General features: G+C 43.4%; 7 protein-coding genes, 5 tRNA genes, 5 rRNA genes and 1 pseudogene. 17 read left to right on the top strand and 1 reads right to left on the bottom strand.

The genetic code is table 11. The features are described 5' to 3' along the window. The first annotated feature begins 38 nt into the window (after positions 1–38). The 11 genes and pseudogenes from AC2IP4_RS12275 (at position 39) to AC2IP4_RS12225 (ending at position 10,740) form a co-directional block, all read left to right on the top strand. A tRNA-Ile gene (locus AC2IP4_RS12275) sits at positions 39–115 on the top strand. A gap of 39 nt (positions 116–154) precedes the next feature. Next, positions 155–230, top strand: a tRNA-Ala gene (locus AC2IP4_RS12270). A 301-nt stretch (positions 231–531) separates the two neighbouring features. Further along, positions 532–3,422 (top strand): 23S ribosomal RNA (locus tag AC2IP4_RS12265). Between the two features lie 114 nt (positions 3,423–3,536). After that, positions 3,537–3,652 (top strand): 5S ribosomal RNA (gene rrf, locus AC2IP4_RS12260). 416 nt (positions 3,653–4,068) lie between these two features. Beyond that, positions 4,069–5,611: ribosomal RNA gene (locus AC2IP4_RS12255) — 16S ribosomal RNA — on the top strand. Positions 5,612–5,681: 70 nt separating this feature from the next. After that, a tRNA-Ile gene (locus AC2IP4_RS12250) sits at positions 5,682–5,758 on the top strand. 39 nt (positions 5,759–5,797) lie between these two features. Further along, positions 5,798–5,873, top strand: a tRNA-Ala gene (locus tag AC2IP4_RS12245). A gap of 301 nt (positions 5,874–6,174) precedes the next feature. Then, positions 6,175–9,065 (top strand): 23S ribosomal RNA (locus AC2IP4_RS12240). A gap of 136 nt (positions 9,066–9,201) precedes the next feature. Next, positions 9,202–9,317: ribosomal RNA gene (gene rrf / locus AC2IP4_RS12235) — 5S ribosomal RNA — on the top strand. Together the 16S, 23S and 5S rRNA genes with 5 tRNA genes alongside form the textbook arrangement of a ribosomal RNA operon. 67 nt (positions 9,318–9,384) lie before the next feature. Next, positions 9,385–9,461, top strand: a tRNA-Asp gene (locus AC2IP4_RS12230). Between the two features lie 270 nt (positions 9,462–9,731). Beyond that, positions 9,732–10,740 (top strand): annotated as a pseudogene (locus tag AC2IP4_RS12225) (IS630 family transposase). A gap of 203 nt (positions 10,741–10,943) precedes the next feature. Here the strand turns inward: AC2IP4_RS12225 and tolC are convergent. After that, entirely contained in the window at positions 10,944–12,269 is a 1,326-nt protein-coding gene (gene tolC / locus AC2IP4_RS12220; RefSeq protein ID WP_486310315.1) for an outer membrane channel protein TolC, read from the bottom strand. 232 nt (positions 12,270–12,501) lie between these two features. On the opposite strand from tolC, the gene nudF reads away from it, so the two are divergent. The 6 genes from nudF to parC all read left to right on the top strand — a co-directional run bounded on the left by nudF (position 12,502) and on the right by parC (position 19,301). Beyond that, complete coding sequence (nudF, locus tag AC2IP4_RS12215) at positions 12,502–13,140, top strand: ADP-ribose diphosphatase (RefSeq protein WP_375321700.1); 639 nt, start codon at positions 12,502–12,504, stop codon at positions 13,138–13,140. Between the two features lies 1 nt (position 13,141). Beyond that, complete coding sequence (locus tag AC2IP4_RS12210) at positions 13,142–13,561, top strand: DUF1249 family protein (RefSeq protein WP_486310314.1); 420 nt, start codon at positions 13,142–13,144, stop codon at positions 13,559–13,561. 28 nt (positions 13,562–13,589) lie between these two features. Further along, the gene (gene cpdA, locus AC2IP4_RS12205) at positions 13,590–14,414 is read left to right on the top strand and encodes a 3',5'-cyclic-AMP phosphodiesterase (RefSeq protein ID WP_105055519.1); all 825 of its coding nucleotides are present in this window, start codon (positions 13,590–13,592) and stop codon (positions 14,412–14,414) included. A gap of 1 nt (position 14,415) precedes the next feature. Further along, on the top strand, positions 14,416–15,000 hold the full coding sequence (gene yqiA / locus AC2IP4_RS12200) for an esterase YqiA (protein WP_486310313.1): 585 nt from the start codon (positions 14,416–14,418) through the stop codon (positions 14,998–15,000). 143 nt (positions 15,001–15,143) lie between these two features. Next, on the top strand, positions 15,144–17,024 hold the full coding sequence (gene parE, locus AC2IP4_RS12195) for a DNA topoisomerase IV subunit B (protein ID WP_375321703.1): 1,881 nt from the start codon (positions 15,144–15,146) through the stop codon (positions 17,022–17,024). Positions 17,025–17,027: 3 nt separating this feature from the next. Then, the gene (gene parC / locus AC2IP4_RS12190; RefSeq protein WP_375321704.1) at positions 17,028–19,301 is read left to right on the top strand and encodes a DNA topoisomerase IV subunit A; all 2,274 of its coding nucleotides are present in this window, start codon (positions 17,028–17,030) and stop codon (positions 19,299–19,301) included. Positions 19,302–19,343 lie beyond the last annotated feature (42 nt).

Genomic DNA, 19,343 nt, shown 5'->3' with positions numbered 1-19,343 from the left:
AGATTGATTAGGTTAAAAAATAAAAGAGACATAATGTTGGGTCTGTAGCTCAGTTGGTTAGAGCGCACCCCTGATAAGGGTGAGGTCGGTGGTTCAAATCCACTCAGACCCACCAATACTTTTCCAGTAAGTATTGGTGATAACATTATATTTTGGGGCTATAGCTCAGCTGGGAGAGCGCCTGCCTTGCACGCAGGAGGTCTGCGGTTCGATCCCGCATAGCTCCACCATCTTTAAGTATTCTCTTTGAGAGTCTTTAAAAATGGTTTCGAAAGAAACATTGCTCTTTAACAATTTGGAAAGCTGACTGATTTAAATAACTTACGAGTTATCTAAATCAAAATTTAAAAGTTCTTAATATCTTTTGTTTATCTTAAATAAACAAATTAAAAACACATTCAAGTGTTCTTGTATTTTGAATCCGGCGAAAAACCAGAACTCGCAATGACGAGTTCAACCTTGGTTGCTGTTTTGTCTTCACTTTTTAAAAGTGAAAGCAAATGGTCCATACGAAACCTCTTGGGGTTGTATGGTTAAGTGACTAAGCGTACACGGTGGATGCCTTGGCAGTCAGAGGCGATGAAAGACGTATTAACTTGCGATAAGCGTAGATTAGGTAGTAAAAACCATTTGAGTCTACGATTTCTGAATGGGGAAACCCACTAGCATAAACTAGTATCGCTGCGTGAATACATAGCGCAGCGAGGCAAACCGGGAGAACTGAAACATCTAAGTACCCCGAGGAAGAGAAATCAACCGAGATCCCGAAAGTAGCGGCGAGCGAAATTGGGTTAGCCCTTAAGCTTTTAATGAGACAGGTGAAGCCTCTGGAAAGTGGCGCGATACAAGGTGATAGCCCTGTAACCGACATCTCATCATCAGTGAAAACGAGTAAGGCGGGACACGTGATATCCTGTCTGAATATGGGGGGACCATCCTCCAAGGCTAAATACTACTGACTGACCGATAGTGAACCAGTACCGTGAGGGAAAGGCGAAAAGAACCCCTGTGAGGGGAGTGAAATAGAACCTGAAACCGTGTACGTACAAGCAGTAGGAGCATACTTGTTATGTGACTGCGTACCTTTTGTATAATGGGTCAGCGACTTATATTCAGTGGCAAGGTTAACCGTTTAGGGGAGCCGTAGGGAAACCGAGTCTTAACTGGGCGTTCAGTCTCTGGATATAGACCCGAAACCAAGTGATCTAGCCATGGGCAGGTTGAAGGTTGAGTAACATCAACTGGAGGACCGAACCGACTAATGTTGAAAAATTAGCGGATGACTTGTGGCTAGGGGTGAAAGGCCAATCAAACTTGGAGATAGCTGGTTCTCCCCGAAATCTATTTAGGTAGAGCCTCGGACGAATACTACTGGGGGTAGAGCACTGTTAAGGCTAGGGGGTCATCCCGACTTACCAACCCTTTGCAAACTCCGAATACCAGTAAGTACTATCCGGGAGACACACGGCGGGTGCTAACGTCCGTCGTGGAGAGGGAAACAACCCAGACCGCCAGCTAAGGTCCCAAAGTTATAGCTAAGTGGGAAACGATGTGGGAAGGCTCAGACAGCCAGGATGTTGGCTTAGAAGCAGCCATCATTTAAAGAAAGCGTAATAGCTCACTGGTCGAGTCGGCCTGCGCGGAAGATGTAACGGGGCTAAGCTATACACCGAAGCTGCGGCAATGCAATTTATTGTGTTGGGTAGGGGAGCGTTCTGTAAGCCGTCGAAGGTGTGCTGTAAGGCATGCTGGAGGTATCAGAAGTGCGAATGCTGACATGAGTAACGATAAAGGGGGTGAAAAACCCCCTCGCCGGAAGACCAAGGGTTCCTGTCCAACGTTAATCGGGGCAGGGTAAGTCGACCCCTAAGGCGAGGCTGAAAAGCGTAGTCGATGGGAAACGGGTTAATATTCCCGTACTTCTTATAATTGCGATGGGGGGACGGAGAAGGCTAGGTGGGCTTGGCGACGGTCGTCCAAGTTCAAGTGCGTAGGCTAAGAGTTTAGGTAAATCCGGACTCTTGTTAGGCTGAGACACGATGTCGAGCTACTACGGTAGTGAAGCCATTGATGCCATGCTTCCAGGAAAAGCCTCTAAGCTTCAGATTATAAGAAATCGTACCCCAAACCGACACAGGTGGTCGAGTAGAGAATACTAAGGCGCTTGAGAGAACTCGGGTGAAGGAACTAGGCAAAATGGTACCGTAACTTCGGGAGAAGGTACGCTCCTAGCGGTGATGAGACTTGCTCTCTAAGCTGCCGGGAGTCGCAGATACCAGGTGGCTGCAACTGTTTATTAAAAACATAGCACTGTGCTAAATCGTAAGATGACGTATACGGTGTGACGCCTGCCCGGTGCTTGAAGGTTAATTGATGGGGTTAGACTTCGGTCGAAGCTCTTGATCGAAGCCCAAGTAAACGGCGGCCGTAACTATAACGGTCCTAAGGTAGCGAAATTCCTTGTCGGGTAAGTTCCGACCTGCACGAATGGCGTAATGATGGCCACGCTGTCTCCACCCGAGACTCAGTGAAATTGAAATCGCTGTGAAGATGCAGTGTACCCGCGGCTAGACGGAAAGACCCCGTGAACCTTTACTACAGCTTGGCACTGAACATTGACCCTACATGTGTAGGATAGGTGGGAGCCTTTGAAACCAGTACGCTAGTATTGGTGGAGGCAATCTTGAAATACCACCCTTGTATGCTTGATGTTCTAACGTTGGCCCCTTATCGGGGTTGCGGACAGTGCCTGGTGGGTAGTTTGACTGGGGCGGTCTCCTCCCAAAGAGTAACGGAGGAGCACGAAGGTGGGCTAAACACGGTTGGACATCGTGTGGTTAGTGCAATGGCATAAGCCCGCTTGACTGCGAGAATGACAATTCGAGCAGGTGCGAAAGCAGGTCATAGTGATCCGGTGGTTCTGAATGGAAGGGCCATCGCTCAACGGATAAAAGGTACTCCGGGGATAACAGGCTGATACCGCCCAAGAGTTCATATCGACGGCGGTGTTTGGCACCTCGATGTCGGCTCATCACATCCTGGGGCTGAAGTCGGTCCCAAGGGTATGGCTGTTCGCCATTTAAAGTGGTACGCGAGCTGGGTTTAGAACGTCGTGAGACAGTTCGGTCCCTATCTGCCGTGGGCGTTGGATGATTGAAAGGGGCTGCTCCTAGTACGAGAGGACCGGAGTGGACGAACCTCTGGTGTTCGGGTTGTTACGCCAGTAGCATTGCCCGGTAGCTAAGTTCGGGATCGATAAACGCTGAAAGCATCTAAGCGTGAAGCGAGCCTTGAGATGAGTCATCCCTGATACTTTACGTATCCTAAAGGGTTGTTGGAGACTACGACGTAGATAGGCAGGGTGTGTAAGTGCTGCGAGGCATTGAGCTAACCTGTACTAATTGCCCGTGAGGCTTAACCATACAACACCCAAGGGGTTTTGAACGGATTTGAAGTTGCAAGAAACGTATTGAATGTGATTAAGAACTTAAATTAGCTTTCCAGATACTCTTTATTATATAAAGAGAAAGAATTTGCTTGGCGACCATAGCGTTATGGACCCACCTGATCCCATGCCGAACTCAGAAGTGAAACGTAATAGCGCCGATGGTAGTGTGGGGTTTCCCCATGTGAGAGTAGGACATCGCCAGGCTTGAATTTGAATAAGTGCCCGTTCAATAGAACGGGCTTTTATTTCGCTCTCAGATTGTCACTGTGAGCCAAGTCAACATAACGTTTTTAAGTCTTTCATAAATAAATGTAAAAGTTGAAAATATTATCTTGACTTTCAAATCAGAAAGCGTAATATACGCAGCCTGAAACTACGAAGCTGAAGCGCTAAGTGGTTGAAAGACAAGGCTCTTTAACAATTTAACCAAGTCAATCTGTGTGGGCACTTGTGAGTTGATAATCACTAGTTTGCTCTTACTTCTCGAAGTAAGACGAACAAAATAATCAATGAACTGAGTGACTACACAAAATTACTTTTATGTAACAATCAGTATTAATCATTGAGCCGGTTTTGTTTCTGCTTCTCTTTATAGAAAAGACAGAGCAACCAAAAAACTTTAATTGAAGAGTTTGATCATGGCTCAGATTGAACGCTGGCGGCAGGCCTAACACATGCAAGTCGAGCGGTAACAGGAATTAGCTTGCTAATTCGCTGACGAGCGGCGGACGGGTGAGTAATGCCTGGGAATATGCCTTAGTGTGGGGGATAACTATTGGAAACGATAGCTAATACCGCATAATGTCTTCGGACCAAAGAGGGGGATCTTCGGACCTCTCGCGCTAAGATTAGCCCAGGTGAGATTAGCTTGTTGGTGAGGTAAGAGCTCACCAAGGCGACGATCTCTAGCTGGTCTGAGAGGATGATCAGCCACACTGGAACTGAGACACGGTCCAGACTCCTACGGGAGGCAGCAGTGGGGAATATTGCACAATGGGCGAAAGCCTGATGCAGCCATGCCGCGTGTATGAAGAAGGCCTTCGGGTTGTAAAGTACTTTCAGTCGTGAGGAAGGTTGTGTAGTTAATAGCTGCACATCTTGACGTTAGCGACAGAAGAAGCACCGGCTAACTCCGTGCCAGCAGCCGCGGTAATACGGAGGGTGCGAGCGTTAATCGGAATTACTGGGCGTAAAGCGCATGCAGGTGGTTCATTAAGTCAGATGTGAAAGCCCGGGGCTCAACCTCGGAACCGCATTTGAAACTGGTGAACTAGAGTGCTGTAGAGGGGGGTAGAATTTCAGGTGTAGCGGTGAAATGCGTAGAGATCTGAAGGAATACCAGTGGCGAAGGCGGCCCCCTGGACAGACACTGACACTCAGATGCGAAAGCGTGGGGAGCAAACAGGATTAGATACCCTGGTAGTCCACGCCGTAAACGATGTCTACTTGGAGGTTGTGGCCTTGAGCCGTGGCTTTCGGAGCTAACGCGTTAAGTAGACCGCCTGGGGAGTACGGTCGCAAGATTAAAACTCAAATGAATTGACGGGGGCCCGCACAAGCGGTGGAGCATGTGGTTTAATTCGATGCAACGCGAAGAACCTTACCTACTCTTGACATCCAGAGAATTCGCTAGAGATAGCTTAGTGCCTTCGGGAGCTCTGAGACAGGTGCTGCATGGCTGTCGTCAGCTCGTGTTGTGAAATGTTGGGTTAAGTCCCGCAACGAGCGCAACCCTTATCCTTGTTTGCCAGCACGTAATGGTGGGAACTCCAGGGAGACTGCCGGTGATAAACCGGAGGAAGGTGGGGACGACGTCAAGTCATCATGGCCCTTACGAGTAGGGCTACACACGTGCTACAATGGCGCATACAGAGGGCTGCAAGCTAGCGATAGTGAGCGAATCCCAAAAAGTGCGTCGTAGTCCGGATCGGAGTCTGCAACTCGACTCCGTGAAGTCGGAATCGCTAGTAATCGTGAATCAGAATGTCACGGTGAATACGTTCCCGGGCCTTGTACACACCGCCCGTCACACCATGGGAGTGGGCTGCAAAAGAAGTGGGTAGTTTAACCTTCGGGAGGACGCTCACCACTTTGTGGTTCATGACTGGGGTGAAGTCGTAACAAGGTAGCCCTAGGGGAACCTGGGGCTGGATCACCTCCTTAAACGATAGATTGCAATTTATGAGTGTTCACACAGATTGATTAGGTTAAAAAATAAAAGAGACATAATGTTGGGTCTGTAGCTCAGTTGGTTAGAGCGCACCCCTGATAAGGGTGAGGTCGGTGGTTCAAATCCACTCAGACCCACCAATACTTTTCCAGTAAGTATTGGTGATAACATTATATTTTGGGGCTATAGCTCAGCTGGGAGAGCGCCTGCCTTGCACGCAGGAGGTCTGCGGTTCGATCCCGCATAGCTCCACCATCTTTAAGTATTCTCTTTGAGAGTCTTTAAAAATGGTTTCGAAAGAAACATTGCTCTTTAACAATTTGGAAAGCTGACTGATTTAAATAACTTACGAGTTATCTAAATCAAAATTTAAAAGTTCTTAATATCTTTTGTTTATCTTAAATAAACAAATTAAAAACACATTCAAGTGTTCTTGTATTTTGAATCCGGCGAAAAACCAGAACTCGCAATGACGAGTTCAACCTTGGTTGCTGTTTTGTCTTCACTTTTTAAAAGTGAAAGCAAATGGTCCATACGAAACCTCTTGGGGTTGTATGGTTAAGTGACTAAGCGTACACGGTGGATGCCTTGGCAGTCAGAGGCGATGAAAGACGTATTAACTTGCGATAAGCGTAGATTAGGTAGTAAAAACCATTTGAGTCTACGATTTCTGAATGGGGAAACCCACTAGCATAAACTAGTATCGCTGCGTGAATACATAGCGCAGCGAGGCAAACCGGGAGAACTGAAACATCTAAGTACCCCGAGGAAGAGAAATCAACCGAGATCCCGAAAGTAGCGGCGAGCGAAATTGGGTTAGCCCTTAAGCTTTTAATGAGACAGGTGAAGCCTCTGGAAAGTGGCGCGATACAAGGTGATAGCCCTGTAACCGACATCTCATCATCAGTGAAAACGAGTAAGGCGGGACACGTGATATCCTGTCTGAATATGGGGGGACCATCCTCCAAGGCTAAATACTACTGACTGACCGATAGTGAACCAGTACCGTGAGGGAAAGGCGAAAAGAACCCCTGTGAGGGGAGTGAAATAGAACCTGAAACCGTGTACGTACAAGCAGTAGGAGCATACTTGTTATGTGACTGCGTACCTTTTGTATAATGGGTCAGCGACTTATATTCAGTGGCAAGGTTAACCGTTTAGGGGAGCCGTAGGGAAACCGAGTCTTAACTGGGCGTTCAGTCTCTGGATATAGACCCGAAACCAAGTGATCTAGCCATGGGCAGGTTGAAGGTTGAGTAACATCAACTGGAGGACCGAACCGACTAATGTTGAAAAATTAGCGGATGACTTGTGGCTAGGGGTGAAAGGCCAATCAAACTTGGAGATAGCTGGTTCTCCCCGAAATCTATTTAGGTAGAGCCTCGGACGAATACTACTGGGGGTAGAGCACTGTTAAGGCTAGGGGGTCATCCCGACTTACCAACCCTTTGCAAACTCCGAATACCAGTAAGTACTATCCGGGAGACACACGGCGGGTGCTAACGTCCGTCGTGGAGAGGGAAACAACCCAGACCGCCAGCTAAGGTCCCAAAGTTATAGCTAAGTGGGAAACGATGTGGGAAGGCTCAGACAGCCAGGATGTTGGCTTAGAAGCAGCCATCATTTAAAGAAAGCGTAATAGCTCACTGGTCGAGTCGGCCTGCGCGGAAGATGTAACGGGGCTAAGCTATACACCGAAGCTGCGGCAATGCAATTTATTGTGTTGGGTAGGGGAGCGTTCTGTAAGCCGTCGAAGGTGTGCTGTAAGGCATGCTGGAGGTATCAGAAGTGCGAATGCTGACATGAGTAACGATAAAGGGGGTGAAAAACCCCCTCGCCGGAAGACCAAGGGTTCCTGTCCAACGTTAATCGGGGCAGGGTAAGTCGACCCCTAAGGCGAGGCTGAAAAGCGTAGTCGATGGGAAACGGGTTAATATTCCCGTACTTCTTATAATTGCGATGGGGGGACGGAGAAGGCTAGGTGGGCTTGGCGACGGTCGTCCAAGTTCAAGTGCGTAGGCTAAGAGTTTAGGTAAATCCGGACTCTTGTTAGGCTGAGACACGATGTCGAGCTACTACGGTAGTGAAGCCATTGATGCCATGCTTCCAGGAAAAGCCTCTAAGCTTCAGATTATAAGAAATCGTACCCCAAACCGACACAGGTGGTCGAGTAGAGAATACTAAGGCGCTTGAGAGAACTCGGGTGAAGGAACTAGGCAAAATGGTACCGTAACTTCGGGAGAAGGTACGCTCCTAGCGGTGATGAGACTTGCTCTCTAAGCTGCCGGGAGTCGCAGATACCAGGTGGCTGCAACTGTTTATTAAAAACATAGCACTGTGCTAAATCGTAAGATGACGTATACGGTGTGACGCCTGCCCGGTGCTTGAAGGTTAATTGATGGGGTTAGACTTCGGTCGAAGCTCTTGATCGAAGCCCAAGTAAACGGCGGCCGTAACTATAACGGTCCTAAGGTAGCGAAATTCCTTGTCGGGTAAGTTCCGACCTGCACGAATGGCGTAATGATGGCCACGCTGTCTCCACCCGAGACTCAGTGAAATTGAAATCGCTGTGAAGATGCAGTGTACCCGCGGCTAGACGGAAAGACCCCGTGAACCTTTACTACAGCTTGGCACTGAACATTGACCCTACATGTGTAGGATAGGTGGGAGCCTTTGAAACCAGTACGCTAGTATTGGTGGAGGCAATCTTGAAATACCACCCTTGTATGCTTGATGTTCTAACGTTGGCCCCTTATCGGGGTTGCGGACAGTGCCTGGTGGGTAGTTTGACTGGGGCGGTCTCCTCCCAAAGAGTAACGGAGGAGCACGAAGGTGGGCTAAACACGGTTGGACATCGTGTGGTTAGTGCAATGGCATAAGCCCGCTTGACTGCGAGAATGACAATTCGAGCAGGTGCGAAAGCAGGTCATAGTGATCCGGTGGTTCTGAATGGAAGGGCCATCGCTCAACGGATAAAAGGTACTCCGGGGATAACAGGCTGATACCGCCCAAGAGTTCATATCGACGGCGGTGTTTGGCACCTCGATGTCGGCTCATCACATCCTGGGGCTGAAGTCGGTCCCAAGGGTATGGCTGTTCGCCATTTAAAGTGGTACGCGAGCTGGGTTTAGAACGTCGTGAGACAGTTCGGTCCCTATCTGCCGTGGGCGTTGGATGATTGAAAGGGGCTGCTCCTAGTACGAGAGGACCGGAGTGGACGAACCTCTGGTGTTCGGGTTGTTACGCCAGTAGCATTGCCCGGTAGCTAAGTTCGGGATCGATAAACGCTGAAAGCATCTAAGCGTGAAGCGAGCCTTGAGATGAGTCATCCCTGATACTTTACGTATCCTAAAGGGTTGTTGGAGACTACGACGTAGATAGGCAGGGTGTGTAAGTGCTGCGAGGCATTGAGCTAACCTGTACTAATTGCCCGTGAGGCTTAACCATACAACACCCAAGGGGTTTTGAACGGATTTGAAGTAACAAGAAACAGATTGAATGTGATTAAGAACAGCTCTTTATATAGAGAAACAGCTTTCCAGATTATTATTTATCTCTTATTGAGGTAGATAGAAAGAATTTGCTTGGCGACCATAGCGTTATGGACCCACCTGATCCCATGCCGAACTCAGAAGTGAAACGTAATAGCGCCGATGGTAGTGTGGGGTTTCCCCATGTGAGAGTAGGACATCGCCAGGCTCCTATTTATTTTTACTTTTTAATAAAAAGTAAAATCAAAAATAGCATTATGCTGAATAGACACTGCGGAGTGGTAGTTCAGTTGGTTAGAATACCGGCCTGTCACGCCGGGGGTCGCGGGTTCGAGTCCCGTCCACTCCGCCACTATACCAAAAAAGCCCTAATCGAAAGGTTAGGGCTTTTTTACGTTTGTATAAAGTAGAATGATGCTGAATAGACACTGCGAAGCGGTAGTTCAGTTGGTTAGGCTTTTTATTGGAGAGCTTAGCGGCCAGTCACGCCGGGGGACGTGTCGCTTTTAAGGTTAATAGAAAGTCCCGTTAACTCCGCTACAATACCAAAAAAAACTAACTGAAAGATTATACCAATTCCGTTAATTTCATGATCTAATATGGACTCTTAAAAGGAGTCCTTATGAAGCATGATTTTCCGAGTTTGATTAATTCCACATCCAATGCTCGACTTAGAATGCGTTATTTATCCGTTTCTCATTTTGTTGACGGTAAAAGTCGCACCAAAATAGCTAAGTACTTTAAAGTTAGCAGAGTAAGCGTCAATAAATGGGTCAAAGCATATCTCGATAATGGTCTTGAAGGGCTTCAAGAGAAACCACATCCAGGTAGACCTCATCGCCTAACAAATGAGCAAAAATTACACCTCAAAGAATATGTTATCGAACATGCCGTAAATGAGAGTGGCGGTCGTCTTCAAGCGAGAGATAGAAAGCAATTTCAATACATTATATAAAAAGTCGGCGCTCTATCAGTTATTACATGACATAGGTTTGAGTTGGATTACTACTCGCTCTAAACATCCTAAGCAGTCAGTCGAAGCTCAAGAAGCTTTTAAAAAAATTCCCAATCGAAACGATCCTTAAGATCCCTAGCCATGTAGCCTTAAAAGATGTTGAAATATGGTTTCAAGACGAAGCTCGATTTGGTCAGCGAAATACAACAACGCGGATATGGGCAGAAAAAGGTACGCGGCCTAGAGTAGTACAACAACAGCAATTTGAGTATGCATACCTTTTCGGAGCAGTATGTGTCACGACAGGAGAAGCTGAAGCGATAGTGGTTCCCCTGAGCAATATGGAAGCGATGAAAGAGCAACTCAGATTGATTTCTCAAGCCACGCCAGTAGGCAAGCATGCTGTTATCATCATGGATCAAGCGAGTTGGCACCAGAGGTATCTGCCGATGAATTTAATAATCTCACCGTAATCCATATCCCACCTTATTCTCCAGAACTTAACCCTATAGAACAGGTATGGAGTTGGCTCCGTCAAAATGAAGTAGCAAACAGATATTTCGAAAACTATGACGATATTGTAGAGACATTATGTGGAGCGTGGAATCGATTTTGTGAAGATAAAAGCAGAGTCATCTCACTCTGCTTTAGAGATTGGTTAAAGTTGACAAGTTAATTAACGGAATTGGTATTAAAACTTTTATATTTATAGAAAAATGAAAATAGACATCATGAAATCGTTATTTTTCAGATTGGAGCCTTAGTTAAAAAGTTCTAATCTATCCTCTTTAAGGAATATGTTAGATATTGTCTTGCTTATAAAAAAACGCTCGATAATTATATCAAGCGTTTAGTAATTATATTCAGTTTAATCAAATGTTATTTAGCTTGAGTTGTTTTTCCTGCTTTTAAGCCCATATTGATATCCATGATATCTTGTTCGCTTAATGTGCCAACAGCTTGTTTTAACTGCAGTACACTTAAAATGTAATCATAGCGAGCATTTGCTAGGTTACGATTCGCATCATATAAACGACGTGTTGAATCTAAAACATCAACAATAGTACGTGTACCAACATCAAAGCCCGCTTCTGTTGCTTCTAGTGCTGAGTTAGCAGAGATTACAGTTTGTTCGTAAGCCTTTAGTGCTCCGATAGATGCGTTGATATTATTGTTATAAGCTCTAACATCTTTAGTAACTTCTCGATATGTAGCTTCTAAATCTTGGCTTGCAGCAACATATTGAAATTCTGCTTGGCTTGTTAATGAACTTGTATTACCACCAGTGTATAGCGGGATATTAAGGTTGATACCTGCGTTGATATCTCCATAACTATTATCATTAAAACCATTTTTAGTACCACTTTGATCCGTGTAATTATAACCCGCATCAAAAGTTAGAGATGGCATATGGCCAGAGCTTGCAAGAGATATATTATCTTTTGCAACATCTGTGCTGATACGAGCAGCTAATAGACTCAAGTTTTTTTGTTGAGCTTCATCAATTAGGCTGTCCGATGTTTGCTCTGATGGGCTTGCTGAGAAGCGTTTTGTATCTAATACACTTAGCTCAGTATGGCCTTGACCTGTAATAACACGAAGATCTTCATAGCTGTTTACTAATTGGTTTTCAGTTAATACTTCATTAGCTAATACGCTATCGTATTCAGCTTGAGCGTCATGTACATCGGTAATTGCAGATAAACCTACATCAAAACGTTGTTTTGTTTGTTCAAGTTGGCGGCCCACAGCTGCTTTCTCTGAACGAACAAATTCTAAATTATCGTTTGCACGTAATACATCAAAATAAGCTTGTGCTACTCGTAAAATAACACCTTGTTGCTCTGCGGCATAAGCTGAGTCAGCTTGGCGTGCACTTTTTTCTGCTATATCTAAACTAACCCAACTTGATTGCTGGTAAAGTTCTTGAGATAAATTAATACCAGCAGTTAAACGATCATTCTCACGAGTATCTAAATCACTACGTAAAATATTGTAGCCGGCACTTAAATCAATTTGTGGTAATAGAGAGCTTTGCGAAGAGTTTACCGCTTCAAAGGCTGCATCTTTTGTTGCTGCAGCTCTTAGTAATTGAGGATCATTTTCTTTAGCTTGGTTGTATACTTGCGCAAGGTCATCGGCAGCAGCTAAAGAGCTGAAACTACCCAATGCCATTCCAATAAAGAGTGGAAGCAGTTTTCTCATGGTGGTTTGTCCTGCAAAAATTGTTTTATATAATATAGTTCATAGAGTGTACCTTATCTCCCTATACTATAGCTGTAAAGATTACGTTTTTTTACGTTTTATCGATTTAACTCGTTACAATAGTGTGGAAAGGTTCTAAAAAAAATGTAAGCATCATCAAAAATGTTCAGTTAATTAATTGTTGCAGCTATCAACGAATGATAAAAAAGAAAGCTAAATTTAGGAGAACTAAATGAGTTCATCATCAAATAAATGCTTCAATAATCAATTTACTTCTAATGACATTGATATTTTATCAAAAGAGCCACTTTATCATGGTTTTTTTAACATGACGAAAATTACATTTCGACATCAATTATTTAATGGTGGGTGGAGTGAACTTATCGAACGTGAACTTTTTGAACGAGGGCATGCTGTAGCACTTTTACCCTATGATCCCGTTACTGATGAGGTTGTTTTAGTTGAGCAAGTTCGTGTTGGAGCTTTAGAATCAAAATCTCCATGGCAGTATGAAATTGTTGCAGGGATGATTGATAAAGGTCAATCGTCTGAACAAGTTGCTATTAGAGAGGCAAATGAAGAAGCTGGAATTATTGTTTCTCGATTACAAAAAATATCGCATTTTTATCCTTCCTCAGGAGGCTGCTCTGAACAACTTGATGTATTTGTAGGCTGTGTTGATACATCTACAGCAGAAGGCGTACATGGTTTAAAAGAAGAAGATGAAGATATTAGAGTTCATGTTGTTACTCGAGAAAATGCATATGCTCTAGTTGTTAATGGTAGAATTGAGAATGCAGCCTCAATTATTGCGCTACAATGGCTAGAGTTAAATGTTTCGAGGTTACGGTTACTGTGGAATATGCAATAACATGCGTAAATATCACGTTGATTTATCAACTCTTATGCGTGTTTATGAAACTAATTATGCCAAATTAGTGTCACTTTTACCTAAAAATGAAATAATCGGTGAACTTGTTAGTTATAAAATATGTCAACAAGAATATCAAATTAGAATATTGGAAGTAACTGTATATACAACGTTAGTTGAAGTTTATCAGATAGATAATAAACCAATATATCCACTTCCTAAATTAACGGTTAGACTTTATCATGACGCTAGAGTGGCAGAAGTTTGTGCCAGTCAGCAACTTTCTCGTATAAAAGCAAAATATGATTATCCAAATGGAAAAATGCTTCAAAAAGATGAGAAACACCAATTAAACCAGTTTTTAAATGACTGGCTGACGTTTTGTTTAAAAAATGGGATAAGCCAAGAACCCATTTTCTAAAAAAGAATATATAAAGGTTGTAGCTATTTTGCTCTCTGAAACACTACTAAAGAATGAAAACGGCCCAATACGGTTGTTACAGATAACAGATACTCACTTATTTGCGCCAATAGAAGGAGCGCTACTTGGTGTGCCTACCTTATACAGCTTTCAAAGCGTAATAGAGCAAGTGCAACAGCGTACATCAGGTTTTAGTGCAATCTTAGCTACTGGTGATATATCTCAAGATCACACTGTTGAATCCTACCAGCATTTTGTCAATGGTATTAAACCCTTAGAAAAACCATGTTATTGGTTACCAGGTAATCATGACTATAAGCCAAGCATGGGAGGCGTGTTACCTTCCCCTCAAATAAGATCTTCTGAGCACCTTCTTATTGGTAAGCACTGGCAGTTAATAATTTTAGATAGTCAGGTTGTAGGAGTTCCTCATGGTGCTTTATCTATAGAGCAATTAGATCTCTTGAATAAAGCACTTACTCAATATAGAACTCGCCATTCACTAGTTTTATTACACCATCATCCATTACCAGCAGGTAGTGCATGGCTCGATCAGCACCAATTGAAAGATAATGAGCATTTTTGGAATGTTATTTCTAAACACAGTAATGTAAAAGGGATCGTGTGTGGTCACATTCATCAAGAGCTTGATCGGATGATTAATGGTGTTCGCTTACTTGCTACGCCATCAACCTGCGTGCAATTTCTCCCTGATTCTGATGATTTTGCATTAGATGCTAAATCTCCAGGTTGGCGAACTTTAGACTTGCTGCCAAATGGAGATATTGATACAAAAGTATATCGTCTAGAGGATTGTGATTTTTCAGCAGATGCTGAAGCCGGAGGGTATTAAAATGAAGAAGCCAAGCTTATTGCTATATATTCATGGTTTTAACAGCTCTCCTTTTTCCCATAAAGCTCAAGTAATGGTGCAATACTGTAAAGAAAATCGTCCAGATATTAAGGTTATTGTTCCCCGTTTGCCTTCTTATCCTCAAGAGGCGGTTGAATTTTTAATTTATATTATTGAAAAACATAAAACTGAATTTACTATCGGATTGGTTGGAAGTTCATTAGGTGGATACTTATCTACGTGGCTAAGTGAACAATACGGTTATAAAGCTGTTCTTGTTAACCCTGCTGTTAAACCTTATGAATTACTTGCTGATTATTTAGGGAAACAAACGAACCCTTATACTGGTGAAGGTTACTTTCTTGAAAGCCACCATATGATAGAACTGCAGGATTTATTAGTTAAAACCGTAACCACTCCTGAAAGCTTATGGTTATTGCAGCAAGAAGGGGATGAAGTTCTTGATTATCGCCAAGCTGTCGAAAAATATTTAAATTGCAAACAAACTATTGAGAAAGAAGGGGACCATAGTTTTATTGGCTTTGAACGTTTCCCTGAAAAAATAATTCAATTTCTAAATTTATAGTTACGCTTTATCTACCCGAAATATACAGTATCTATACAATCTTTAATACAAAGCCACATATTTAAAGAGGAATAGAGTCGATTGCTTGACTTTCCTTCCTCCCTTTCAGACTATGTAACAAATTTTAAGAAGCCTTCCGAGATATGACTGAACAATATAATGCAGGAGCCATTGAGGTTCTAAATGGCCTTGAGCCCGTTCGTCGCCGTCCTGGTATGTATACCGACACTACTCGCCCAAACCATTTAGGGCAAGAAGTAATAGATAATAGTGTCGATGAAGCCTTAGCCGGACATGCGAAAAAAGTTGAAGTGATTTTACACGCCGATCAATCTCTTGAAGTGATTGATGATGGACGTGGTATGCCTGTTGACATCCATCCGGTAGAGAAAGTATCAGGTGTTGAACTGATCCTTTGTAAGCTACATGCTGGTGGTAAGTTTTCAGGTAAAAACTATGAATTTTCAGGTGGTTTACACGGGGTTGGTATCTCGGTAGTAAATGCCTTATCAAAACGGGTAGAAGTAACTGTTCGTCGTGATGGTGAGATTTATGAAATCGCATTTGAACACGGTGAAAAAGTATCAGATTTAACCGTTGTAGGTACTTGTGGTCGCCGTAATCGCGGCACAAGCGTTCATTTTTGGCCAGATACAAGTTACTTTGATTCACCAAAGTTCTCTGTTACTCGTCTTATTAACAATTTAAAAGCCAAGGCGGTATTATGCCCTGGCTTGGAAATTGTGTTTAAAGATAAAGTAAATGATAAAGAGCACAAGTGGTGTTATGAAGATGGTTTGAAAGATTATCTTTTAGAAGGTGTTACAGGTTACACGCTGTTACCAGAAGAACCATTTACTGGTGCATTCTTAGGTAAAGGTGAAGCCGCAGACTGGGCCGTAACCTGGTTACCAGAAGGTGGAGAGCTTGTTTCTGAAAGTTACGTAAACCTGATCCCTACGGCTCAAGGAGGTACGCACGTAAATGGTATGCGTCAAGGTTTACTTGATGCAATGCGTGAATTCTGTGAGTTCCGAAATTTGTTACCACGTGGTGTGAAATTAACTGCGGATGATATTTGGGATCGCTGTGCTTATGTTTTATCCGTTAAAATGCAAGACCCTCAATTTGCTGGCCAAACTAAAGAGCGTTTATCTTCACGTCAATGCGCAGCATTTGTTTCTGGTGTTGTAAAAGATGCCTTTAGTTTATGGCTGAACGAAAAACCACAAATAGCAGAACTGATTGCTGAAGCTTGTATTGCTAATGCGCACCGTCGTATGCGAGCAGCTAAGAAAGTCGTTCGTAAGAAGATTGCATCAGGCCCTACATTACCAGGTAAATTGACAGACTGTTCAATTCAAGATTTAGCTCGTACCGAACTTTTCTTAGTGGAAGGGGACTCGGCGGGTGGTTCTGCGAAACAAGCGCGTGATCGTGAATTCCAAGCGGTAATGCCACTGCGTGGTAAAATTCTAAATACATGGGAAGTATCAGCAGACCAAGTATTGGCTTCTCAAGAAGTTCACAATATTTCTGTTGCGTTAGGCATTGACCCTGACTCAGATGATTTATCAGGCTTACGTTACGGTAAAGTATGTATTCTTGCCGATGCCGATTCAGATGGTCTTCACATCGCAACGCTGCTATGTGCTTTATATCTAAAACACTTCTCTTCTTTGGTTCGAGCTGGACATGTCTATGTGGCAATGCCACCGCTGTATCGTATTGATTGCGGTAAAGAGGTATTTTATGCCCTTGATGAAGCAGAAAAAGAAGGTGTATTAGATCGTTTAAGTAATAAGCGTGCAAAAATTAACGTGCAACGATTTAAAGGATTGGGTGAGATGAACCCACTTCAACTTCGCGAAACAACAATGGATCCAAATACTCGTCGCTTGGTGCAATTAACCATTGATGACGATGAAAAGACCAATGAAATGATGGACATGCTTTTAGGCAAGAAACGTGCAGATGATCGTCGTGCTTGGCTACAATCTAACGGCGATCAGGCAGAGGTATAACAAATGAGTGCAGAAATGTCCTTAGAAGGTGTGGAACAACTTCCGTTGCGCAAGTTTACAGAAGACGCTTATCTAAATTATTCCATGTACGTAATCATGGATCGTGCATTACCTTACATTGGTGATGGCTTGAAACCAGTGCAACGTCGTATTATTTATGCGATGTCAGAGCTGGGTTTATCTGCGAATGCAAAATACAAAAAATCGGCGCGTACGGTTGGTGATGTATTGGGTAAATACCACCCACATGGTGATTCTGCTTGTTATGAAGCGATGGTATTGATGGCTCAGCCTTTCTCTTACCGCTACCCATTGGTTGATGGTCAGGGTAACTGGGGTGCGCCGGATGATCCGAAATCGTTCGCAGCAATGCGTTATACCGAATCAAAATTATCGAAGTTTGCTGATGTATTACTTGGTGAGATAAGCCAAGGTACGGTTGAATGGCAGCCAAACTTTGATGGTACGATGAAAGAGCCTAAGATTTTACCTGCTCGTCTTCCTCATATATTGCTGAATGGCATCATGGGTATCGCGGTTGGTATGGCTACGGATATTCCTCCTCATAATGTGCGTGAAGTTGCGAATGCGACGGTGCATTTATTGGATAATCCAAAAGCTGATTTAGATCAAGTCATGGATTTTATTCAAGGTCCTGATTACCCAACTGAAGCGGAAATTATTTCATCTAATATTGATATAAAGAAAATTTATCGTACTGGTCGTGGCAGCATTAAAATGCGTGCAGTGTGGCATAAAGAAGGCAGTGATATTGTTATTACCGCGTTACCACATCAAGTATCAGGCAGTAAGTTATTAGAACAAATTGCAAGCCAAATGCGAGCGAAGAAACTACCAATGGTAGACGATCTTCGTGATGAGTCAGATCATGAGAATCCGACTCGTATCGTGATTGTTCCGCGCTCAAATCGTATTGAAGCTGAACCGTTAATGAATCATCTATTTGCTTCTACGGATCTTGAAAAAAGCTTCCGTGTGAACCTAAATATGATTGGTTTGGATTTACGTCCGCAAGTTAAAGGCTTAGTTAGCATTCTTAATGAGTGGATTGAATTCCGTCGCACGACTGTTCGTAAGCGTTTGCAACATCGTCTTGATAAAATTTTAGCGCGTTTGCATATTTTAGATGGTCTATTGGCTGCGTATTTGAATATCGATGAAGTTATCGAAATCATTCGTACCGAAGATGATCCAAAACACGAACTAATGACACGCTTTGATTTAACTGAAATTCAAGCGGAAGCCATCTTAGAAATTAAACTTCGCCAGTTAGCAAAACTGGAAGAGATTAAGATCCGTGGCGAACAAGATGAGTTAGCTAAAGAACGAGACCAAATTGAGAAGTTATTAGGCTCAGAGCGTCGTCTAAATACGTTAATTAAGAAAGAAATCTTAGCGGATGCAGAGAAGTTTGGTGATGAACGTCGCTCGCCTCTGGTTGAACGTGAAGAAGCCAAAGCATTAACTGAACGTGATTTAATTCCAAGCGAAACGATTACTGTCGTTCTTTCTGATAAAGGTTGGATCCGTCACGCGAAAGGGCATGAAGTAGACCCTACAACACTAAACTACAAATCGGGTGATAAATATCTAGCTCATGCGCGAGGTAAGAGTAATGCTCCTGCGGTCTTTATGGGCAGTAACGGTCGCAGTTACGCATTAGAATCACATACTTTGCCTTCAGCAAGAAGCCAAGGCGAGCCAATTACTGGCCGATTGAATATAACGGCAGGCAGCCAAATTACTCATGTTGTTATGGGTGAAGAAGATCAAGCGTGGTTAATCAGCTCAGATGCGGGTTATGGTTTTGTTTGTAAGGGAAGTGATTTATTATCGAAGAATAAGAATGGTAAGACGTTATTGACGCTACCAGAAAATTCATTGGTAATGAACCCAGAAGTAGTTTCTGATTTAGACAATGATGAAATTTTAGCGATTACAAATGAAGGTAGAATGCTACTGTTCCCAATTAAAGATTTACCACAGTTAGGTAAAGGTAAAGGGAACAAGATCATCAACATTCCAGCTGCACGCTCTAAGTCTCGTGAAGAGTTCTTATCTCACTTACTGCCATTACCACAAGGTGCAACTATTACCTTGTATGCGGGTAAGCGCAAGTTAGGTTTAAAACCGAGTGATCTTGATAACTTCAGAGGTGAACGAGGCCGTCGTGGTTCTTTATTACCTAGAGGTTTACAGCGAGTGACTCGCATTGATGTTAATGGTGAAAATTCATCAACAGAAGATGGTCAATGATATTAGCTTTGTAAATTAAATATAAAAATAGCGCATAATAAA

It is taken from the genome of Aliivibrio thorii (assembly GCF_057368585.1).
Note: the sequence above shows the minus strand (reverse complement) of the source record. Positions and strands in the feature narration are given on the sequence as shown.